At 31.8% G+C, this 21,939-nt stretch carries 21 protein-coding genes; 18 read left to right on the forward strand and 3 right to left on the reverse strand.

All coding sequences use genetic code 11. The annotated features are described in order from the left end of the window. The first annotated feature begins 80 nt into the window (after positions 1-80). The 12 genes from J8M14_RS09340 (at position 81) to J8M14_RS09395 (ending at position 9,759) form a co-directional block, all read left to right on the forward strand. Complete coding sequence (locus tag J8M14_RS09340) at positions 81-1,253, forward strand: hypothetical protein (RefSeq protein ID WP_211074347.1); 1,173 nt, start codon at positions 81-83, stop codon at positions 1,251-1,253. Between the two features lie 6 nt (positions 1,254-1,259). Further along, on the forward strand, positions 1,260-1,922 hold the full coding sequence (locus tag J8M14_RS09345; protein WP_211074348.1) for a DUF4145 domain-containing protein: 663 nt from the start codon (positions 1,260-1,262) through the stop codon (positions 1,920-1,922). A 200-nt stretch (positions 1,923-2,122) separates the two neighbouring features. After that, positions 2,123-2,659, forward strand: coding sequence for a Crp/Fnr family transcriptional regulator (locus J8M14_RS09350; protein WP_211074349.1), 537 nt, complete (start codon positions 2,123-2,125; stop codon positions 2,657-2,659). Between the two features lie 66 nt (positions 2,660-2,725). Next, positions 2,726-3,808, forward strand: coding sequence for an FAD-dependent monooxygenase (locus J8M14_RS09355; protein ID WP_211074350.1), 1,083 nt, complete (start codon positions 2,726-2,728; stop codon positions 3,806-3,808). A gap of 200 nt (positions 3,809-4,008) precedes the next feature. Continuing rightward, positions 4,009-4,380: a hypothetical protein gene (locus J8M14_RS09360; RefSeq protein WP_211074351.1), complete on the forward strand. Its 372-nt coding sequence runs from the start codon at positions 4,009-4,011 to the stop codon at positions 4,378-4,380. Next, positions 4,377-4,808, forward strand: a complete 432-nt coding sequence (locus J8M14_RS09365) for a hypothetical protein (protein WP_211074352.1) — start codon at positions 4,377-4,379, stop codon at positions 4,806-4,808. The genes J8M14_RS09360 and J8M14_RS09365 overlap by 4 nt, the downstream gene beginning before the upstream one ends. Before the next feature lie 211 nt (positions 4,809-5,019). Further along, complete coding sequence (locus tag J8M14_RS09370) at positions 5,020-6,543, forward strand: S41 family peptidase (protein WP_211074353.1); 1,524 nt, start codon at positions 5,020-5,022, stop codon at positions 6,541-6,543. A 196-nt stretch (positions 6,544-6,739) separates the two neighbouring features. Next, complete coding sequence (locus J8M14_RS09375) at positions 6,740-7,120, forward strand: hypothetical protein (RefSeq protein ID WP_211074354.1); 381 nt, start codon at positions 6,740-6,742, stop codon at positions 7,118-7,120. A 188-nt stretch (positions 7,121-7,308) separates the two neighbouring features. Continuing rightward, entirely contained in the window at positions 7,309-8,013 is a 705-nt protein-coding gene (locus J8M14_RS09380) for a tetratricopeptide repeat protein (protein WP_211074355.1), read from the forward strand. 98 nt (positions 8,014-8,111) lie between these two features. Further along, on the forward strand, positions 8,112-8,885 hold the full coding sequence (locus J8M14_RS09385) for a hypothetical protein (protein ID WP_211074356.1): 774 nt from the start codon (positions 8,112-8,114) through the stop codon (positions 8,883-8,885). A 225-nt stretch (positions 8,886-9,110) separates the two neighbouring features. Then, positions 9,111-9,506 (forward strand): nuclear transport factor 2 family protein, encoded by a 396-nt coding sequence (locus tag J8M14_RS09390; RefSeq protein WP_211074357.1) that lies wholly within the window; start codon positions 9,111-9,113, stop codon positions 9,504-9,506. 4 nt (positions 9,507-9,510) lie between these two features. Further along, positions 9,511-9,759, forward strand: a complete 249-nt coding sequence (locus J8M14_RS09395) for a hypothetical protein (protein ID WP_211074358.1) — start codon at positions 9,511-9,513, stop codon at positions 9,757-9,759. A 49-nt stretch (positions 9,760-9,808) separates the two neighbouring features. Here J8M14_RS09395 and J8M14_RS09400 read toward each other — a convergent pair whose 3' ends face one another. Next, positions 9,809-10,828: a ThuA domain-containing protein gene (locus tag J8M14_RS09400; RefSeq protein WP_211074359.1), complete on the reverse strand. Its 1,020-nt coding sequence runs from the start codon at positions 10,826-10,828 to the stop codon at positions 9,809-9,811. 32 nt (positions 10,829-10,860) lie between these two features. Further along, positions 10,861-12,456: a bacillithiol biosynthesis cysteine-adding enzyme BshC gene (gene bshC / locus J8M14_RS09405; protein WP_211074360.1), complete on the reverse strand. Its 1,596-nt coding sequence runs from the start codon at positions 12,454-12,456 to the stop codon at positions 10,861-10,863. Positions 12,457-12,671: 215 nt separating this feature from the next. On the opposite strand from bshC, the gene J8M14_RS09410 reads away from it, so the two are divergent. The 6 genes from J8M14_RS09410 (at position 12,672) to J8M14_RS09435 (ending at position 20,828) form a co-directional block, all read left to right on the forward strand. Continuing rightward, a complete protein-coding gene (locus tag J8M14_RS09410) occupies positions 12,672-15,152 on the forward strand; it encodes a M14 family metallopeptidase (protein WP_211074361.1) in 2,481 nt (826 codons plus the stop codon). Between the two features lie 94 nt (positions 15,153-15,246). Then, entirely contained in the window at positions 15,247-17,409 is a 2,163-nt protein-coding gene (locus J8M14_RS09415) for a M3 family metallopeptidase (protein ID WP_211074362.1), read from the forward strand. A 103-nt stretch (positions 17,410-17,512) separates the two neighbouring features. Further along, positions 17,513-18,178 carry an outer membrane beta-barrel protein gene (locus J8M14_RS09420; protein WP_211074363.1) on the forward strand — a complete coding sequence of 222 codons (666 nt, stop codon included), beginning with the start codon at positions 17,513-17,515 and terminating at the stop codon, positions 18,176-18,178. 109 nt (positions 18,179-18,287) lie between these two features. Beyond that, on the forward strand, positions 18,288-19,367 hold the full coding sequence (locus J8M14_RS09425; protein ID WP_211074364.1) for a DegT/DnrJ/EryC1/StrS family aminotransferase: 1,080 nt from the start codon (positions 18,288-18,290) through the stop codon (positions 19,365-19,367). After that, positions 19,367-19,990 carry an acetyltransferase gene (locus J8M14_RS09430; RefSeq protein WP_211074365.1) on the forward strand — a complete coding sequence of 208 codons (624 nt, stop codon included), beginning with the start codon at positions 19,367-19,369 and terminating at the stop codon, positions 19,988-19,990. Before J8M14_RS09425 ends, J8M14_RS09430 begins: the two co-directional genes overlap by 1 nt. 4 nt (positions 19,991-19,994) lie before the next feature. Beyond that, complete coding sequence (locus J8M14_RS09435; protein WP_211074366.1) at positions 19,995-20,828, forward strand: glycosyltransferase; 834 nt, start codon at positions 19,995-19,997, stop codon at positions 20,826-20,828. A gap of 13 nt (positions 20,829-20,841) precedes the next feature. Here J8M14_RS09435 and J8M14_RS09440 read toward each other — a convergent pair whose 3' ends face one another. Then, positions 20,842-21,912, reverse strand: coding sequence for a hypothetical protein (locus J8M14_RS09440; protein ID WP_211074367.1), 1,071 nt, complete (start codon positions 21,910-21,912; stop codon positions 20,842-20,844). Positions 21,913-21,939: the final 27 nt, after the last annotated feature.

Below are 21,939 nucleotides of genomic sequence, written 5' to 3' on the forward strand. Positions count from 1 at the left end.
TTAGTTTACTAATTTAGTTGCTGAAACACGCAACGAAATCATACACAAACACGTTGTAGGCAATTTAAGAAACTCACCGAATGTTTGACAGAATCTGCATAAAAGACAAAAAAAATGATATCGGATTTATAATCGATACTATACTATTTTATGGAAAAGTTATTGTTATTGCCCATAGAGAAGAACTTAAATTAATGTTTACCACATTAGGTGAAAACTTAATAAAAGAATTCATTAATTCTGGGAGATTGGAGATTCGTTTTAAAGAAAATCATTTAGGTTCTATGATTTTTCCTGGTGGAAAATATAATATTGATACCTTTTCTTCTCAAAATGAAAAATTAGATTCTATTCTGTATCAAATAAATAGGGAACAAGTAAAAGACAGCAAAAAGAACTTAAAATTTTCATCAGAGTTTTCTGAACTAATCCAACCGTACAAATATGGAAAGGAAGTACGGGAAAATATAATCGCTGATTTTAATAATGCAGAACTTATTTCTAAGACATTACCAATTTATTTTAATTCGATAGTACCAAATTTTGAACTACCCGAAAAAATAGAAATTGAAATCATTAAAGATGGAAATTTTGGACCTTTTGATGCATATTCATTAGAAACAAACATTGACCTTGAAGCACTTAATAAAGTTCACAAAAAGAGTAATCCTGATGTCGAATACGAAATTGACTATAGTGGTTTCTTTTTATCAATGTCAGAATCCAAAGGAGACATACAAATAGCTTCTGATTTAAATAGTGAAATGGTCACATCCGAACTTTATTCAAAGTTTATAGAAGCTGAACTGAGAGATATAATAACAAAAAGAGCTAAATCTGAAACTGAATTAAACCTATTTAAAGAATATTCATTAGCAAACTGCACATCATTAGGAAGTGCATTTGTCAATGGAATTTTGACTGAAAAAGAACTTCTGAAAATATTTGATAAATCGGATAAATTTAGAGAATGGTTGAGTAAAATTCCAGAAGACGGAAATTTATTAGGAGAATATCACAAAGCAGTTATTTCTAAAGACCTTTCAGATAAGTTACCTACAAAAACTGCAAGATTTGTAATATTTGAGGGAATTGGAATTACTTTGGACTTACTTGGTGCTGGTGGAATTGGAACCGCAGTTGCGACAGGTTTAGCTTTAGGAGATGCGTTTTTATTAGATAGAATTATTAATAGAAAATGGAAACCAAATCAATTTATTGATAACACTTTAAAACCAAAAATTAAGGTATAAAAAACTATGGGAGTAATTCAAGCTACAAAATTTACAGGAGGTACAACGCAAATTGGATATGATACTGAACCAAATGAATGTCCATTTTGTCATAAAAAAATTACACCTCGAATCTATCAGGCTTATGTTAAAGATGATATTTTAGAAATCATTTTTCGTTGTCCTGATTCTGATTGTGGGAGAACATTCATTGGGATTTATAAAAATGAGTTAGTTAGTGGAAATACTTGGCAGTTTAAATTAAAATCAACCTCTGTTGGTACATTCGTCGAAGCAAATTTTTCCGAAAACATAAAAGAACTATCATCCAATTTTGTAGAAATCTTTAATCAAGCATCTAAAGCAGAATCTTTAAACCTTCACCATATTGCTGGTATTGGCTTTCGGAAAGCTCTTGAATTTTTAATCAAAGATTATTTGATAAAAAAGAACCCTGAAAATGAGGAAAATATAAAATCCAAATTTTTAGGTAAATGTATTAAAGATGATATTGACAATGTAAATGTCAAAGAAATGGCTCAAAGAGCTACTTGGTTAGGAAATGACGAAGCTCATTACGTTAGAAAATGGGAGACCAAGGATATTGAAGATTTGAAATTACTAATTAAAGTCACTCTTCATTGGATAGAAATGGAACTTCTGACTGAACAGTATAGAAACGAAATGTAATAAAAACTGCCTACAACAATGGCTATAAGTAATTGCTATAGTTGGTTAAGACAAGGAACTTTTCTTACTTTTATCCTATTCAATCCTAACTGAATAAAATCGAAAAACAAAACGCAACTACTCATAGCCGAGACCGTTAGGCACAATATGGGAATAGCTCATTTAAATAATATTCCAATACCCTTTATTAAAATAAAAATATGGATTTGATAAAAAAGCTACATAATATAATTGAAGAGGGAGATTTATGGGATGGAGAAATTCTATTAAAAAGAAATCAATTTTTAAAAGTTGCCAAATCAATTGACACCAATTTATATTACGTTATTTCAGGTAGCATCAAAATATCTGTTATAAGCGAAAATAACGAACATATTATTCGTTTTGGATACAAAAATAATTTCACAGCCTCGTTAGATAGTTTTATATCCGAAAAGCCTTCCGACTTTTGTATTCAAGCTATAAAAGAAACAAAATTAAAATTCATAACTAAAAAAACTCATACCAAATTAATCAACCACAATACTGATAATCAACTATTATGGACCAGTATTTTAGAGCAAATGGTTGTACAGCAATTAGAAAGAGAAAGAGACTTATTGATGTTTACACCAAAAGAAAGATTTGAAAAAGTATTCCAAAGAAGCCCTCATTTATTTCAAGAAATTCCTAAAAAGCATATTGCTTCTTATTTGAGAATGACGCCAGAGACATTATCTAGACTTGAAAAGTCTTGATTTGAATCAATGTTTCATAAACGCAATCTATATATTTTTGTTTGTATTCAATAACAGCATTAAAAAATGAATAAAAACAAAGAAATATTAATAATTGGAGCTGGTCCTTCTGGACTTTCATTAGCAATCTTTTTAAATGAACTAGGATATAATCCAAGGGTTATAGACAAAAAAGAGAAAATTAGTGCGTATTCAAAAGCACTAGGAGTAAATCCAAGAACGTTAGAGCTCCTCGAATCATCTGGAATTACAAGTAAATTTCTAGATAATGGATATAAAATGCACGCAATAAACATTTGGAAAGGTGATAAGCATATCATAAAAAATGATTTTAGAAAAGTTAATCACAAATATCCATTTATGCTTATTCAACCACAGAAAGATTCAGAAGAAATTCTTTTAGAAGAAGCATTAAAAAGAAACATTAATGTAGAATATAATACCGAGTTCAAATCAATAAAAAAAGATAATAACCAGCATAGCGCTATCATAAATTCAAATTCTACAGAGTATGAAATAGCATATGATTATTTAATAGGTGCAGATGGTGGTCAAAGTAATGTTAGAAAATTATCTGGAGTTCGCTATGATGGTCTTAGATATGATGAAGAATGGGAGCTATATGATGTAGAAATAGATATGGATATAGATGGAAACGAAGGACACGTTCGTTTTTTCCCTGAAGGAAGTGTTTTAATGATTAGGCTTTATGATAATGTGTGGAGAGTAGCCGGTAGAATGAATTCCATTTTAAATTATATGCCTAAAAATTCAAAAATTGGGAACATACTATGGGAATCTAAATTTAGAATTCATCATAAAATTGCTCAAAAGTTGACTTGGGATAATATTGGAATTATTGGTGATGCAGCTCACTTGCATTCTCCAGTAGGTGCTAGGGGAATGAATTTAGGGATTGAAGATGCTTATGTTCTTTCAGAATTAATACACAATAATCGATTTAAAGAATTTGATGCAGTTAGAAGACCCTATATAGAGAAAACAGTGAGTGGTATTAACAGTCTAACAATGGTATTGGCTGGTGATAATCAAAGATCGAGACTTTTACGAAAAAATATACAAGTCTTAAAAATAGTAGCTCCTTTTGTAATGCCTAAAGCAAAGAAATTTGTCCTGGGAATTAATTGATTAGAATCGCTTTAAAGAACTAACATTAACAGTTTTTATAGAAAGAAAATACTGTGCCTAACAACGCATAACACAAATTGCTTAATTTAGGTTTCCTCGGAAATAAATAATGGAGCGGAAAATCCAGTTAGATTTAATTAACTTAGTCGAACCTTGGCGCAAAGTGCGTTATGCGAGACCGTTGGCGGTAATTTGAGCAAATGAAAAAAGAACAATGTCCAATATGCTATTCAAATCTTGAGGTAAAGGAATTTGCCCCTTGTGATGATTGTGGAGGGTTAGAAGAGGAAATTAATCACTTCAAAGACGGAATACATAAATATACTGTTTATGAGATTTATGATGGACTCGAATTGCAATTATGCAATTTTTGTGATGTTGATTTCGGTTCATATAAATCAGAATATTTAGGCTTATTAGGTAATAGAAGAATCGGATATGAAAATTTTAAATTTATATCATCTGTAGAGAATCCATCTATTCAAAAAACAAAATACTGCCCTGAGTGTAATAAAAGTATAAAGTTTCTAACTTTTTTAAGAGACTTGAGGGCTAAAGAAAAAAGAGGTTGAGAAAAAGCGACAAATCCAAACATAATATTTCAATTGCTTCTATTAAACGAAGTACTATAAAACCATATAATGATTTTAAATGGACAAAATTCTATGAAACGAATTCTGACTTTCCATATTCTGGACTAAATCTTAACTTGACAGAAAATGAAATGATTATCTGTTCGACCGTTATTGATTCTGAAAACTATAGCATTTTGACTTCTCAAAAATTGATAACGAACGAGAATGGAATTGAAAGTAGTGGAAATTTGGTTAATGCGAAAGACAAAGGTTACGGAGATTTTAAAGGATATAAGGATGATTCTTTAACACTTGGACTTGTGGAACTTGAAAACGGAACTGAATTAAAATATTTCATCGAAACTGGAAAAGCATCGATGATTATGATAAACGGAGTACGGACGCTAATCAGAATGGAGAAATAAGAATAAAAAACTACCGCCAACACGATATATGTGATCATAGCAGATAAGTGATCCATCGAATGGTTCTTGTATTTTTGGTATGGCGCAATGCTTGCTGAAAGTAAAAGTTAGCAACCAATGCGCAGAAAAATCGAAAAGCTGGGTAACATTTTACCCTGCTACGACACATATATTAAACGAACATATAGCGAACGAATCAGAAATTGAAACTATGAAAGTAAAACTAAATATTCTAATTGTTCTGTTTCTTGTAAATACTCATATACGAGGACAATCAGAAACGAATTCAATTTTTGATAAAACGTTTACTTCAGAAGAAGTATCAAAAGATGTCGAAGTATTGCGAACTGGTTTAGAAAAATTACATCCGAGTTTATTTCAATATATATCCAAAGATGAGTTTAATAAATCCATTAATGAGATAAAAAGTGAAAGTAATGACGTAACAAGTTATGGCGAATTATACAGAAAAATAAGTTCTGTCATTTCTCAAATAAAGTGTCAGCATACATTAGCAGTTCCAGAATCAGGAAGTTTAAATGAGGTTACAAGTAAAGGTAAGTTTTTTCCTTTATGGTTAAGGTGGGAATTTGAACCAGTAAATGCTTATGTAGGTTCTGATTTGTCCTTTGACGCCAAACTGCCACCAGGAACTAAAATAATTAGTATTAATCACCAAAGTATTGAGGATATATATCAAACTCTTATTTCACACTTTTCTTCTGATGGAAACATTTTGACAAATAAGCATAGTAGATTAGAAGTAGGTATAGATTTTCAGTTTTGGTATCACTTACTAATTGATAGACCAGAAACTTTTATAGTTGAACTGGAAAGTACTGATGGGAAAATATTTAAAAAAAATCTAAAAGCAGTAACTTTCAAAGAGTGGAATAAAAATCATAAAAAATATAGAAAGTCAAAGAATTCTCAAATCAAAAAATATATGGCTTACCACATAAAAGTGGAAGAACAGAATCGTAAAAAACCAGTTCGGTATGAAATATTATCAGATAATATAGGAATGCTAAAGGTTGGTGATTTTGGTTCTCGAGATTTTGAAGAAATTATTTCAAATGCCTTCGAAGAATTTGACAAAGAAAAAATTGAAAACTTAATTATTGATGTAAGAGATAATGGAGGTGGTTCGGATATTCTTGGAAGATATTTGTTCAATCATTTTATAAATAGACCTACAGTTTATTTTGATTCACTATATACATCTTCAGGAATTTCAGATACTACTTTTATATTTAAGCACACAGATAAGAATCTAGATTGGTATAAGTATAATCAAAAACTCGTATATAAGTTGCCAAATGGAAGATTTGCGACCAAGTCAGAAGTTAATAAAGGTTTATTAATTCAACAACCTAATGGTATAAAATTCAAAGGAAATACATATATTTTAATGAATGGAAGAAGTGCGTCCACGACTGCAGAATTCACATCAGCAATGCACATTAATGGTTTGGCTACATTTATCGGAGAAGAATCTGGAGGAGATTACCACGGTGGAAATGGCGGAGACTTTGCTAATCTAAAACTGCCGAATTCCAAAATTGAGATAAATATACCTTTAGTAAATTATATAATGAATAGCACAGATTCAAAATACATAGGTAGGGGAACAATTCCTGATTATGAAATACGACCTACAATGCAAGACCATTTAGACTTGAAAGATGCGCAGTTGGAATTTGTTATGACATTAATAAAAAAAGGAAAAAAATAACCGAATAAAATACGTTTGCCAACATTGGCTATAAACAATTGCTATTACAGGCTTATCCTGAAAATTCTCGCGGATTTTCAGCTTGGTGTGTACTTGCAAAGTTAAGTGCTAACCCGCGCAACTACTCATAGCCGATACCGTTAGGTGTAATCTTAAATAAAATTCTCATTTCTAGTTAAGGTTCTTATATGAATTTATGAAGCAACAGAAAAACCCATTTAATTTTGAAGAAACTTCATCTTCTTCCGATTATGGAAAAACATATGATTTTCCAAGTGAACTACAAGCTGCTATAGGTTTAATATCAATGAATTTTCAATCTTTAGAAGATAGTATTACGGATACTATAATCGAAAAACTGAATGTTGACCGAGAAATTGGAGAAATAATTACTGCTGAGTTGTCTTTTAAAAATAAAGTAAACCTACTGGCTTCGCTATTACATAAAACAAAAGATAAGCATCATTTAGATGATGATCCAGATTTTGATCTAAATACATATCATAAAAAAATTATAGGAGCATTTTTTAAATGTGAAGAATTGAGGAATCAGACATTACCTCTAGTATCGTTCTAAACTCTCAAATGACTAAACTTATTGGGAAAAAAATAACAGCGAAAGCAAAAAAAGGGTTATCCAAAACGGAGGTTGACATTGATATAAATTACTTTTTAAAAATTGCTGGTTACATAGATGATGTAATGTTTACTTTAATCACAAGTGGAGTATAATAAAAAACACCTAATCTTTAACTTGTGTAAACCATGTATCTTAACGAACAACCAAAAAACCTAATCTACATAATACTAATTTCTATTATTTGCAGTTCTTGCGACTTAAAAACAACTGAACAGTATTATAATTTGGCTTATGAATTAGAAGAAAAAGGAAAATACACTGAGGCAATATCATATCTGGACAAAGCGATTGCGAAAAAACCAGATTTTAAACCCGCACTATTAAATCGTGGAGCGGATAAGTCAGTTCTTAAAAATTATAGCGGAGCAATTGAGGATTACAAACAAATTTTAAAGTACGACTCTGATAATACAATTGCATTAATGAATATTGGGAACAACTATAAGCGGCTTAAAGATTACAAAAGCTCCCTGGAATTTTATAACAAGGCACTTAAGACAAAAGGAGCAATTAAATCTGATAGTATTTACTTAGTGATCAATTTTCCAAATAAAAAAGAAGCCGAATCTGACTATTATGTTCGAAAACACGAGATTAAATTTGAGAGAGGGATTTCTTATGTGTATTTAAAAAGTTATGAACTTGCTATAAAAGATTTGAAACAAGCAATTAAATATGATTATGAATTACCCAATGCATTAAACTGGATAGGAGAAGCATATTACCATTTAAACGACACAATAAATGCCAGAAAGTTTTTAGTAGAAGCATCTAAATATGGAATTATAGAGGCTAAAGAATTACTAAATAAAATTGAGAGAAAAGAATAAATATGAAATAAATGATAAAAAACATTGGTGTATTAATAATTTTGTTTTTGACAATATCTTGTAGAGATAGCGATACCCCTATTAACCAAAAAATAAAAGTGAATTCCACCACTTTAGGTTGCGAAGACTATTTTTCTAAGGTTACTTATACTGGGGTTTTAGTAAATAACGTTTGGAATAAACACGCTGCTAAAGATTTTCCTTGGAGTCAATGTCTTGAAAAAAAAATAGTCAATAATAAAGTGCAATATGGTTGGTCCTGGCAATGGCCTTCAAATCAGGATGATGGATTTTGGCAATCTCATTCAACAAAAAAAGTAATTTACGCTTATCCTCAAATCAAAGTAGGAAGATCTCCTTGGGATCCTTTACCATACATTAATGATCGATTCCCCTTAGACGTAAACACTAAAGCAAGCCTAAAAATTTCGTATGATATAGAAACTGTAACAAATGGTCAACATAATTTAGCTACTACAATGTGGATGGTGAATTCACCATCAAAGATTATAGAACCCAACAAATCTAGTATTGTTGCTGAATTTATGATATGGACTTATGCAACTGAAAAGCATTTTAAACCTGCCGGGGAAAAATATGGCGAAGTGAAAATCGATGATATCGAATGGGAAATTTGGACTGATAAAAACTGGGGAGATTCATCTGGTATTCATTCGAATACATGGATTTCTTTATCTTTTCGTTCAAAGACTAACAAATTAAAAGCAGAATTCGATTTAATAAAATTGATCGCACATTCAATAAAAGAGGATCTACTTCCTGCAGATTTATTCATAGCAGATGTTGAACTAGGAAATGAAATAATGAGTGGATCCGGTTATACTTGGGTAAAGTCATTCCACGTCAGATAGCCTTGTATTTTTATACATTGACACTTATAATATGAAAGGGTAATAAAGCTGTAACTAATGCTGATTTTGGTGCTTAATCAGAAATTGAGTAATTTTAATTCTCATACTAACTAAAGCTGAGACATTACCTATAATAAAATACAAACCCTACTGACCAAAATCATAGTATGAGAATGAACTTTTGTTGAAATTAGCTAAACATTTCAACTCAAAAGGATTAGTATTATGATCGCAGAACATCCTAATATTTCTATATTACAAAATTTTAACTCTGAAAATATAGCCGAAGTCTCTGATATATTAGCAGAAGACGCTGTTTGGCATTATTTTAACCCTGAACTTCCGGAATTACAAGGGGACTATATAGGTCTTGAAGGTTTTATGGGCTTTTTTAAAAAAATGGCAACAAAAACAGAAGGTACTTTTAAGGTAAACCCAATATCAATTACTCCAGTTGGAGATGAATTGGTTGTTACACATGTCAAAAACTCTATGGTATTTGAAGATCAACAGATGGAAATTGATGCCATTGTAGTCTGGCGTATCGTTGATGGTAAGATTAAAGAAGGGTGGGACATTCCTGCCGTATACACAGCTTTAATACAGAATCATAAAAACTAATGCTATGAAAGCATGTTTCAATTGTGGTAAAAATGGTAACGACTTGTTATACAGTTATTCTATTTGTGATTCGTGTAAGGCCAAATTACGATTATTCAAAAATCACACTATAGAAAAACATAATGCTAAAAATCCTGAAAAGTTTTCCAATGAAATTCAAAGAAGATTAGATTTCTTGGATAAAGATTATATCAAAAAAAGAATTAAACTTCTTCATATTCAAGAGCAACTTAAAAACCTTGAATCTAAATAATTAAATATCATTATAATATGTAGATAGACAAGATTTTACAATAAAGTATTTAAATTTTAATAAATTTAAATGTTTGTTCTTGATTTCCTGATTTTAATAACCCCAGATAAAATCCTCGTGATAATTTTTCTATATTGATATTAGCGACCTCTATTCCGGAATCAATTTTAGAATTGTAGACTTCTTGACCGTCAATATTATAAATCGATAACGACTTGTTATTTTTAACCCCACTTAGGTCGGCAATCTGAAAAATATCAATCACAGGATTTGGACTAATAGTAAGATCCTTTTTCATACCAAAATCACCAACACTAAGTGTATTACCTATTACATATTTAATTCCTTCTTCGATATGTTTTATAAAGTTGGTATTGCTAGTATAATCACTTGAGTTATGACCTAATGCCGTATAAAATGATCTACCCCCTCCGTATTCTTTATACCAGGAGATTGGTCTGGCTTCATCATAATCATTATTACCTGTAGACTCTACTTCTAATAAATCAATATTACCGGCAAATAATTGTCCCCCATTATTCTTCCAATAATAATATTCTTCAGATTTATTCCAGGTATCTCCAACATTGCCTAGAAAATCTACAGAGGGATGCGAATTCACCACTGTCATATCTGCATTAAAATTATTGCTTGTGTGGTTTGGGCTAGTTTGTACAATTGCCCCAACCAGTTCATTATAAAATGTCCAGCTGCGATCTCGATAGGTATCTGTTGCCGCATGGATTCCTAAAAACCCACCTCCCGCAGCTATAAAATCTTCAAAAGCCTGCTGCTGTGATGTATTTAATAAGTTATTACCACTAGTATTACACCATATAACAGCACTATATTGTGCTAGATTACTAGCATTAAAATCATTAGCATTATCAGTTTGGTCGGTTGTCCAAAGCCCGTTTGCATTTCCTAGATCGATAATCATAGTTACTCCAGCTCCAATTGAAGGGTGCTGAAAACCATTGGTTTTAGTGAATACAAGAACCTTATCCTGAGCAAAAAGTGAGAATACCAAAAAATGACATAAGGTTGTTAAGAGAATTTGTGTTTTCATGACGTTAAGAGTTTGTTACTCTATAACGTAAATCATTGCTTTAAAATTATAAATTCTCCTTGTAAAGGATCTAAATGTTCTACCAAAAAAGGAATAAGTTCTTTTCCATACTCCAGATACATCTCAGAGAAATTAGTACTCCTTTCTTGTAAACTCTGATTCGGGAATAACTCATTCTGAATAGTAGTCAAACGTTTTACTTGATCACTCAGTTTTATTCTCTGGGCTTTCAGTAATCGTTTTTCCAACATATTCAGCCCTTTAAGCTGCTTTATTTCTTGTGCTTTTACAGCATTTAGAAAGGTTATATCGGTTTGCTCTGCTAGTTCATACATTCCCTGAAACTGCTCCTGGAGGTGTTTACGTTGCGGATCAAAATTGATATCAATATTGGATATCTGCCTTACTTTGCGATTGATCAACTCGTGTTGCTTAAGAAACAGTTCTGTATCAGTAACACCTAACTTCTTAATCTTTTCGGCTTGTTTTTTAGTTTGAATAAGTGCGGAATTACGAAGTAACAACATGGGAAACGGAACTTCTACAGTTTCAAAATAATCTTTGAGCTCTAGCCAATATGCCAGCTCCCCTCCTCCTCCAATATAACAGAGATTGGGTAAAATCACCTCTTGATATAGTGGTCTCATCATGACATTAGGACTAAACCTATCAGGGAATTCAGAGAGTTCTTTTAGTATTTCACTCTTACTCCAGGAGATATTAGTTTCGTTTACAAAATATCTTCCTTCCTTTTCGATGATTCGTTCACGTAGTCCTTCAGCCAAATAAAAAAGGTTAATCTCCCTAGGATTTACCTGTATCTTATATCCTTCATTTTGTAGTTTTTCAGCTTTAGGGGATACTTTATGATAAGAAACTTGATCGCTTAGCTCTTTTTGTACATATGGTATAAAAAGCCTTTTTAGATCCTTATCATCTCCATCTACAATGACTAAACCATATTCACCAAACAATTCATTAGCAAGATATCTGGTTGCATCAGCCAATGTATTACGGTTAAGATAAGCTTGTTGAAAAAGTGACTTTAGCTGTTCTGCATTTTGTCCAGAACCTATAGCAGAAGAAAAAACCTCAAAAACTTTATCTAATCCTTTAGTATCAAAAACACCTACTACTCCACCATCGTTTCGATTCCATTGTATTTTTTTACCAAACAGATTAAAATAATTGATTTCGTCAAAATCATGATCTTCTGTAGCCATCCAATATATAGGCACAAAATTATATTCAGGATATTTTTCTTTTAAAAATTTCGTAAGATTTATTGTAGAGATAATTTTATACAAAAAGTACAGTGGTCCGGTAAAAAGATTTAATTGATGTCCTGTGGTTACTGTAAATGTGGTATTCTTTTTTAGTAATTCTATATGTTCTATGGTAAGATCAGAAACCGAGAAACCTTGATATTGATTATGCAATGATTTAACAAGCACCTCTCGCTTAGCATCCGAAAAAGATTGTTGTTTCTCCTCTATCTGAGCTTTAAAATTCTCTAACTTCGGAAAACGATTATAGAATGGTTGCAGTTCTACTTTTTCTTCTAAATAATCGCAAATTAATGATGAAAAATAATTAGTTTCCTTAAACGGAATACAGTCACTTGGCATATATAATCATTTTGAAGGCTAAATATACATCAGATTGCCATTTGATCTACCTTTTTATATTTTTTTTAATAGTCGGCTTTGATTTATCCTACCGGGTTTTAACTTCATACCGAAATTTATAAATATGGGTTATTTCATATCCTAAATTTTAGTTAATCTCAATTATAACCTAAATTTAACTCGGTATTTTACCTTTTTAAAAATTCAATTTATTAATGAAAAAACTATTCTTTACGCTCTTCGTCGCAACTTCGTTGCTAACGTATTCACAAAACAAATTACAATCTCCGGCAGAATTCTTAGGTTATGAAATTGGTGATCGATTTACACGTCACGGTGATGTTGTGAATTATTTTACTCATGTTGCTAATACTTCTGATATGGTAACATATCATAATTATGGTAAAACTAATGAACATAGACCTCTGACCTATGCTATTGTTTCTACAAAAGAAAACTTAGCAAATATTGAAAATATAAGATTAGATAACCTGAAAAATATTGGTATCGCAGAGGGAACTGCCAATCCACAGGTTGCTATTGTCTGGTTAAGTTATAATGTACACGGAAATGAAGCTTCTAGTACAGAATCTGCTATGCAGACTGTATATGAATTGATTACCAAAAAAGCGGATTGGTTACAAAACACTGTGGTGATTATGGATCCTTGTATCAATCCTGATGGTCGTGATCGATATGCTAATTGGTATAATCAGACTAAGGCAACACCTTACAACATAGATCAAAATGCTACTGAACATAATGAGCCCTGGCCTGGTGGAAGACCAAACCATTATCTTTTTGACCTAAACCGTGATTGGGCATGGGCAACACAAGTAGAATCCGCTCAACGGCTTAAAGCGTATAACAAATGGATGCCACATATTCATGTAGACTTTCATGAACAAGGCATTAACGAGCCTTATTATTTTGCTCCCGCAGCAGAGCCGTTTCACGAAATTATAACACCATGGCAACGTGATTTCCAAACTCAAATTGGTAAAAACCATGCTAGATATTTTGATGCTGAAGGTTGGCTGTTTTTTACCAGAGAACGTTTTGATTTATTGTATCCTAGTTATGGTGACACCTACCCTACTTTTATGGGAGCTATTGGGATGACTTATGAACAAGCAGGTCACGGAAGGGCTGGATTAGGAATCCAAACTGATGAAGGATATGTGTTAACGCTAAAAGACCGTGCACTTCATCACACAACTACAGGTTTATCTACAGTAGAAATTTCTTCTAAAAATGCAGCAAAGTTGAATTCTGAATTCAAAAAATTCTTTAATAATTCTGGATTAAAATACAAAAGCTATGTATTGAATGGCGAAGCTGATAAAATTGAAGCATTAACCCGATTGCTGGATAAACACGAAATCAAATATGGATTCACAAATTCTACTAAAGTTTCGGGATTTGATTTCAGAAAAAATAAACAAGGGTCTATAAATGCTAACGGAGCTTTGGTAGTAAATACTAATCAACCCAAAGGCAAAATGGTTAAAGTACTTTTTGAGCCCAATGCTAAGTTAAGTAATCCTCTTACTTATGATATTACAGCCTGGAGTATTCCTCACGCTTATGGATTAGAAGCTATTGCCTCAACCTCATTGATTCCAACCAACGGTAGTAAAAAACAAAACATAATCAACAATGCTGCAAATGCTTCTGGAGCCGGTTACATCACTAAATGGAATAGTTTGGATGATGCAGCTTTTATGGCAGATTTACTTCAGCATAATATTAGGGTTCGTTTTAGTGAGAAAGATTTTTCGAATAATGGAAACAGTTTCAAAAAAGGAAGTTTAGTGATTACCAAAAGTGATAACCGCAAGACTAAGGAATATGATAAAACTGTAATTGATATTGCTAATAAACACAATCGAAAGCTATATACAACTACTACAAGCTTTTCTTCTAATGGTATCGACTTCGGTTCTCCAGAAGTAAAGTTGATCAATAATCAACGTATTGCAGTTTTAAAAGGTAATTATATTTCATCATTAAGTTATGGCGAGATTTGGCATTTCTTTGAGCAACAATTAAAATTTCCAATTACTTCTATAGATACTGATTATTTTAAAAGAGTAGATCTCAGAAAATATGATGTATTAATTATGCCTAACGGATATTATAATGGGTATCTGGATAAAAGTGCTTTAGAAAAAATTCAAAAATGGGTTAGCAGTGGTGGAAAAGTAATTGCAATTGCTAATGCGGTAAATGCTTTTTCGGGTAAAGATGGTTTTGATTTAAAAAGCAATAAACCCGAAGAAAAGAAAAAAGATTCTATCGGTAATCTAACTCCTTATGATCAGCGTGAACGTAAAAGTGTAAAAGATTTCATCACCGGAAGTATTTATAAAACTAAAGTAGACTCCTCGCATCCCATGGCATTTGGTTATAGTGACACCTATTTTAGTCTGAAACTAGGAAGTTCATCTTATAAATTCTTGCAAGATGGCTATAACATAGCTTATATCGAAACCCCGGAGAGCGTTTCTGGTTTTTCTGGCAAAGATGCTTTTGATGGATTGAACAACTCATTAGTCTTTGGAGAAGCAAGAATAGGTGATGGTAGTGTTATATATATGGTAGACAATCCACTATTCAGATCCTTCTGGGAAAATGGTAAACTGTTTTTTGTCAATGCTATTTTCTTTGCTAATAACCATAAGTTTAGGATTTAGTCAGTGAGTTATGAGAACGCTTCGCTGTGAGAGGTGAGTTATCGAAAAAATACTCATACACTCAAATACTAACAAACTCAAATACTCAAACATAATGAAAACAAAACACATTTCAGAAATTCTAAAAATTTTGGCATTAATTATTGTCATTGTTTTTGCCAGTTGTAATAAAAAGAAAGACACAGTGAAAACAACATCAGAACCCGAAATAACGGATAACATTTTATTAGCAGAATGGACCGGCCCTTATGGAGGCACTCCAGCTTTTGATAAAATGAAGGTAGAAGACATCAAACCCGCTTTAGAAAAAGGAATGGAACTCAATCTGAAAGAAATTGACAAAATTGCTAATAATCCCGAATTTCCCACTTTTGAAAATACCATTGTGGAAATGGAAAGATCAGGACAAGATTTAAATAGAGTTTTTACGTATTACGGAATTTTAAGCAGTAATATGTCTTCTCCAGAGTTTAGAGAAATTCAAAAAGAAATGGCTCCCAAACTATCAGAATTTCAATCCAAAATCTCTCAGAATGAGAAGTTATTTCAACGTATTAAAACAGTATATGACAACTCGTTAAAAACACCTCTAGAAGGTGATCAACAACGTGTAGTTCAATTAACTTATGAAAGTTTTGCAATGAATGGCGCTGAATTAGATGAAGAACAAAAGAAACGTTATGCAGCAATCAATAAAGAATTATCAGAATTATACACAAACTTCTCTAATAATATATTAGCAGATGAGGAAGGCTATGTAACTTATCTTACAAAAGATCAATTAGGTGGTTTGTCTGAGCCTTTGATTAAGTCTTATGCAAAAGCTGCCACAGATCGTGGACAAGAAGGTAAGTATGCAGTAACCAATACCAGGTCTTCTATGGATCCGTTTCTTAAATATTCTACAGAACGAGATATCCGGGAAAAAGTATGGAGAAACTACTACTCTCGTGGAGACAATGGAGATGATAAAGACAATAACGAGAACATTGCCAAAATTTTAAAACTAAGAAAGGAACGAGTAGGTTTACTAGGTTATGATAACTATGCGGATTGGCGACTACAAAACCGTATGGCTAAAAATCCAGAGAATGCCATGAAACTGATGAATGCTGTTTGGCCTGCTGCTATTGCCCGTGTAAAAGAAGAAGTTGCGGATATGCAAGCTATTGCAGATGCAAATGGAAATCGATTTTCAATCGAACCATGGGATTATAGATATTATGCAGAAAAGGTTCGTAAAAAGAAATATGATTTAGATTCTGATGAAGTTAAGCAATACTTACAGCTGGATAACTTAAGAGAAGCTATGTTTTTTGTTGCTGGAGAATTGTTTGGTTATAAGTTCACTCCGGTTGAAGATGGTAAAGTACCTGTTTTTCATTCTGATGTAAAAGTCTGGGAAGTAAACGATAAAAATTCTGGAGAACATATTGGATTGTGGTACCTGGATCCTTTTGCCAGAACAGGAAAACGCTCCGGAGCCTGGGCTAATACATATCGAAGTCATACTACTTTTGATGGTAAGAAAACCGTTTTGGGATCTAATAATTCTAACTTTGTTAAACCAGCTCCGGGAGAACCTGTTTTAGTTTCCTGGGATGATGCAGAAACGTTCTTCCACGAATTTGGTCACGCTTTGCATTTCTTTTCTTCAGAAGTGAGGTATCCTACATTAAATGGAGGGGTAAGAGATTATACAGAATTTCAGTCTCAATTATTAGAACGCTGGTTAGCTACAGATAAAGTAATCGACAAGTATTTAGTACATTATAAAACTGGAGAACCTATGCCAAAAACATTAGTTGATAAGGTTAAAAAAGCAGCTACCTTTAACCAAGGTTTTGCCACTACAGAATATTTAGCTTCTGCTTTAATGGATATGAAATTTCATTTGGCAGATCCTATTAATATTGATGTAGATCAGTTCGAAAAAGAAACTCTATCAGAGCTAAATATGCCAAAAGAACTAGTGATGCGTCATCGTACACCACATTTCGGTCACGTATTTTCTGGTGAAGGATATGCTACGGCATATTATGGATATATGTGGGCAGATGTATTGACTTCTGATGCTGCAGAGGCTTTTGCAGAGGCTCCGGGAGGGTTTTATGATAAAGAAGTAGCAGCTAAACTGGTAAAATACCTTTTTGCACCTCGTAATGCGATGGATCCCGCGGAAGCATATCGTAAATTCAGAGGTCGAGACGCTAAGATTGAAGCGTTGATGAAGGATAGAGGATTTCCGGTTAAGTAAGTAATATAAACTTTTTTTTAGAGTACATATATTCTTTAGTTTCCTACAGATATATGTACTCTTTTTTTATAGTTTTGCGGCTTCAATCAAAAATCAATCAAACATGAAAAAAGGTATTTTATTTATTCTATTTATTTCAATATTTTCTAACTCTTTTGCCCAAGAAGAATCAAAAACAATTCCTGGTGAGTTCAGAGCGGGAATATTTTACTCTTTAAACAAAAACTTAGGTCCTGATTATATTTACAAATCCCAATTTTTTGGATTCTTAACAGATTACGACAAAATAAATTATAGTATAGGTACGAGTATTGAATATGAATTTAATAATAACTTTTCTATTAATTCTGGGATTAGCTATTCTAATTACGATTTTACCGCTATATACTATGACGGCTTAGCTCCTTTTTCACCAGGGCAAAGTTTCTTACAAGGTCCATACAAAATTAATCTCAGATATATAGAAATACCTTTGAGCGTTAGATACTACTTGTCATTCTTAAAAATTAAAGTTTTAGCTGATATTGGAATTATCAACCAATTCATAATTAATGGTAATAGAGAATTTGCGCCTGGTGAACAATTTACAGATAAAAGATATATTTCTAGCGGAAAATTAGGAATTGGAGTTGAATATAATATCAATCAAAAGTATGCAATCCAACTCATATCACAATATAACCAAGGACTTACTACTTTATTCAAAGATACCTCAGATTTTAAAACTGAGACTTTGAGTTTTTCATTAGGAGTAGTAAAAAGACTTTAAAATATTTAACATTCATTTCAGATACCTTATACCTTTTTACAATAAAAGCAGTTAATTTGTATCTTTTACTTTTATAAGATATTCTATCTATTAATCAAATTGAAATTAAATGATCAATGTAACCAAAACATTTTTACCTCCAATTGACGAATATCAAAAGATTCTGCAAAGAGCCTGGGATAAAAAATGGGTTACAAATAGAGGGGAATTACTATTAGAATTAGAAGAAAAATTAGCAACTTATCTAAATACCTCTAATTTCTTTATTACTACCAATGGCACACTGCCGTTACAAATTGCTTTAAAGGTTTTAGGCATTAAGGGAGAAGTTATTACTACTCCTTTTAGCTATGTAGCCACTACATCCTCTATTGTTTGGGAAGGGTGTACTCCCGTTTTTGTAGATATCGAAGAAGATACCCTCACAATAGACCCTTCTAAAATAGAAGCTGCTATAACTGATAAAACAGAAGCCATTTTAGCAACACATGTTTTTGGGAACCCTTGTGATGTTGAGACCATCGATAAAATTGCAAAAAAATATCATCTAAAGGTGATCTATGATGCCGCACATTGTTTTGCCGTTACGTATAAAGATAAATCTATCTTCGAATATGGAGATGTTAGCACTACAAGTTTTCACTCTACCAAGTTATTTCACACTGGAGAAGGAGGTGCAATTTTCGCAAATGACAAAACACTTTTTGACACTTTATATTATCATCATAATTTCGGGCATAATGGACCATTAGAATATCACGGCTTGGGAATTAATGCGAAAGCTTCCGAAATGCAAGCCGCTATGGGACTTTCTGTATTACCGTATATGGACACCATTATTAACAAAAGAAAAGCTCTCAGTGAATGCTATAAGGAACAGCTTCAAAACACAGATTTCTTAACATTTATGAAAATAAGAGATGGCGCGAGTATGAACTATTCATATCTGCCAGTTCTATTTAAAACCGAAGAACTTTTGTTAGCCACATTAGAATCTTTAGAAAAAAAAGAGGTTTTTCCTAGAAGATATTTTTATCCATCATTGAACAAATTACCTTACCTAGAACATAAAAAACCTATGCCTATCTCCGAAAAAATATCAGGTAGAATTCTTTGTTTACCTTTGTATTCTGAATTATCCATGGAGGAGGTCACCATGATTTGTGATACTATAAAACAAGTTGAATAATGATAGTTATAGGTGCTAAAGGTCATGCTAAAGAGGTTTTAGAAATTATAGAATCTAAAGAAGATACTTCAAAAGTTAGTTTTTTTGATAATGTTTCAAAACCATCAGAAGATTACCTATTTGACAAATACCCAATAATACATTCAATAGATTCTCTAAATTTTGAAAAGGATCCTTATTTTTTATCAGCCATTGGTAATCCCATCGCTAGAAAAAGAGTTGTTAAACTATTTGAAGAAAAAGGAGGTATCTACAAATCTATTATCGCATCAAATGCCATTATTGGAAATTATGAAGTTATAATTAGTGATGGTTGTAATATCATGCAAGGTGTATTTATTAGTAATAGTGTTCAAATAGGAAAAGGAACTTTAATTAACACCAAAGCAATGATACACCACGATGTTACTATTGGTAGTTTTTGTGATATCTCTCCCGGAGCTATATTACTGGGCCACGTTCTTGTAGGTAATCAAACAAGTATTGGTGCAGGAGCTATTATATTGCCTAAAATTAAGATCGGAGATAATGTAATTATTGGTGCAGGTTCGGTTGTTACAAAAGATGTTCCATCGGGAACTATGATTGTAGGCAATCCCGGAAAAATTTTAAAACAGAACTAACTACATGAAAGTTTCGATTGCTATTATAACATATAATCATGAACAATTTATAAAGAATACTATTGAAGGCATCTTGATGCAAGAGACAGATCATTCTTATGAAATAGTAATTGGAGAGGATAACTCTACGGATAGCACCAAAGAGATTCTTCTCGAATATAAAAAGACCTACCCTGATAAATTCAATCTCAAGATTAGAGATAAAAACATAGGCATGATGCCTAATTTTATTGATACTTTAAAAAGTTGCACCGGAGAATACATTGCTCTTTGCGAAGGAGATGATTATTGGACTGATCCATTAAAAATACAAAAGCAAGTTGACTTCTTAGACACTAACCCGGAGTATCATATTTGTTATCATGAAGCACAGGTTTTAGAAAATAATAAACTTAGAGAAGATACTATTACACGAAAGGTTCCAAACACAAGCACTATCAATGATATTGCTCAAGGCAACTTCATGCATACTCCAACAGTAATGTTACGGAATAACTTTGAGATTCCGGATTGGTTCTTTAAAACTCCTCTTGGAGATTGGTCTCTATACATGATCTCTATAAAAAACAAAAAAGCTAAGAAATTAGCAGATAGCATGGCGGTTTACAGAATACACGATAGTAGTGTATGGTCTTCTAAAAGTGATATAAAAAGATTACAGGGAACAATAAATGCTATTGATTTACTTACATCCTCTAAACTGTTTGATTCAGATATAGTAACAATTCTGGATAATAACAAAATGATTTATAAAAAAGATCTTGAATATATATTACGAAAAGAAAATAAACTTAAAACCAAATGGAAAAGAATAAAAACATATTTTAGGGATCGTTAAAAATTAGAGTCACTTAACGAGGTATATAATTGTCTATTAAAAAATCTACATCTCTTTCTAAAATTTCGTGATACAGAATATCCGGTTTTTCTTTTTCAATAATTTCTTTATCAAACTTATAATTCCAGATAAAAACGGAGCTACCAAAATTTTCCTTTAGATATTTACTATAGTAGCCAAAAAATGAATCATTAAAAACTAATACTTTTAAGTCATTAATATCATTCTTATATCTGGTTTCATAGAACAATGGATTTTTATGATAATCTCTGGGAACCTGTAATTGTTTTTCTAACTGGATAGCTTGTTCTGGTTCTTTAAAATCTAAACGAATATATTCTTCATTTTTTTTAAGCTGTAACATCTGATTAAGATCGCCAATAGGATCAATTGTTACCCTCATATCCATGTCATCTAATGTAAATGTATTGAACTTAGAATCTTTAAAATCTTTTTTAATCAATTCCATTGTAGACTCATGTGCAAAAAAACCACCATAATCATTCCAATGAGTATCGGTCCTATGATATAATCGGATCTTACTATTTTTAGGAAATTTTGCTCCTAGATCAATATAATTTATTCCTAATACATTACAAATAGAATCTACTTGTTCTCTTTTTGTATTGTTAGAAGCTTTAGCAATAGGAATCATATCTCCATAAACACTATGTTTATTAGGGGCTATAGCTACATAAAACTTAATACCTCTATCATTTAACCACTTTTGACGGTTTTCTAAGCTCTTTTTTAATTTTACCAGTTCAGATTTAGTAAATACCACTAAACCTTTAGACTCTGACAAAGCATTACTAAAATCATTCCCTAAAAACTTCCATCCATTTTTCATGTCTATAGCTCTTCCTGGAATAGGATTTGTATCAAAAACATCGGATTTGATTACCGCAAAAGCATCAAATAAGTCTGATTTTAACGGAAAATTTCTAGCGAAATTTAGGCTTATCTTTTTATCATTCTTATTTATTGGTTCTATTTTAATTCTCAATATAAAACACGCTAAAGGAACTATTATAATAGCCATAAATAGCACTATAAAAATCTTAGATATTTTTTCTTGATTCATAATTTAAAACCTAATATAGAGTGAAAA

Source organism: Aquimarina sp. MMG016 (genome assembly GCF_018100805.1).
Classification (GTDB): Bacteria; Bacteroidota; Bacteroidia; order Flavobacteriales; family Flavobacteriaceae; genus Aquimarina.

Excerpts from the sequence above, each read along its gene's own strand:
- J8M14_RS09340 (WP_211074347.1), top strand. The coding sequence starts at position 81 with ATGTTTGACAGAATCTGCATAAAAGACAAAAAAAATGATATCGGATTT.
- J8M14_RS09345 (WP_211074348.1), top strand. The coding sequence starts at position 1,260 with ATGGGAGTAATTCAAGCTACAAAATTTACAGGAGGTACAACGCAAATT.
- J8M14_RS09350 (WP_211074349.1), top strand. The coding sequence starts at position 2,123 with ATGGATTTGATAAAAAAGCTACATAATATAATTGAAGAGGGAGATTTA.
- J8M14_RS09355 (WP_211074350.1), top strand. The coding sequence starts at position 2,726 with ATGAATAAAAACAAAGAAATATTAATAATTGGAGCTGGTCCTTCTGGA.
- J8M14_RS09360 (WP_211074351.1), top strand. The coding sequence starts at position 4,009 with ATGAAAAAAGAACAATGTCCAATATGCTATTCAAATCTTGAGGTAAAG.
- J8M14_RS09370 (WP_211074353.1), top strand. The coding sequence starts at position 5,020 with ATGAAAGTAAAACTAAATATTCTAATTGTTCTGTTTCTTGTAAATACT.
- J8M14_RS09375 (WP_211074354.1), top strand. The coding sequence starts at position 6,740 with ATGAAGCAACAGAAAAACCCATTTAATTTTGAAGAAACTTCATCTTCT.
- J8M14_RS09380 (WP_211074355.1), top strand. The coding sequence starts at position 7,309 with ATGTATCTTAACGAACAACCAAAAAACCTAATCTACATAATACTAATT.
- J8M14_RS09390 (WP_211074357.1), top strand. The coding sequence starts at position 9,111 with ATGATCGCAGAACATCCTAATATTTCTATATTACAAAATTTTAACTCT.
- J8M14_RS09395 (WP_211074358.1), top strand. The coding sequence starts at position 9,511 with ATGAAAGCATGTTTCAATTGTGGTAAAAATGGTAACGACTTGTTATAC.
- J8M14_RS09400 (WP_211074359.1), bottom strand. The coding sequence starts at position 10,828 with ATGAAAACACAAATTCTCTTAACAACCTTATGTCATTTTTTGGTATTC.
- bshC (WP_211074360.1), bottom strand. The coding sequence starts at position 12,456 with ATGCCAAGTGACTGTATTCCGTTTAAGGAAACTAATTATTTTTCATCA.
- J8M14_RS09410 (WP_211074361.1), top strand. The coding sequence starts at position 12,672 with ATGAAAAAACTATTCTTTACGCTCTTCGTCGCAACTTCGTTGCTAACG.
- J8M14_RS09415 (WP_211074362.1), top strand. The coding sequence starts at position 15,247 with ATGAAAACAAAACACATTTCAGAAATTCTAAAAATTTTGGCATTAATT.
- J8M14_RS09420 (WP_211074363.1), top strand. The coding sequence starts at position 17,513 with ATGAAAAAAGGTATTTTATTTATTCTATTTATTTCAATATTTTCTAAC.
- J8M14_RS09425 (WP_211074364.1), top strand. The coding sequence starts at position 18,288 with ATGATCAATGTAACCAAAACATTTTTACCTCCAATTGACGAATATCAA.
- J8M14_RS09430 (WP_211074365.1), top strand. The coding sequence starts at position 19,367 with ATGATAGTTATAGGTGCTAAAGGTCATGCTAAAGAGGTTTTAGAAATT.
- J8M14_RS09435 (WP_211074366.1), top strand. The coding sequence starts at position 19,995 with ATGAAAGTTTCGATTGCTATTATAACATATAATCATGAACAATTTATA.
- J8M14_RS09440 (WP_211074367.1), bottom strand. The coding sequence starts at position 21,912 with ATGAATCAAGAAAAAATATCTAAGATTTTTATAGTGCTATTTATGGCT.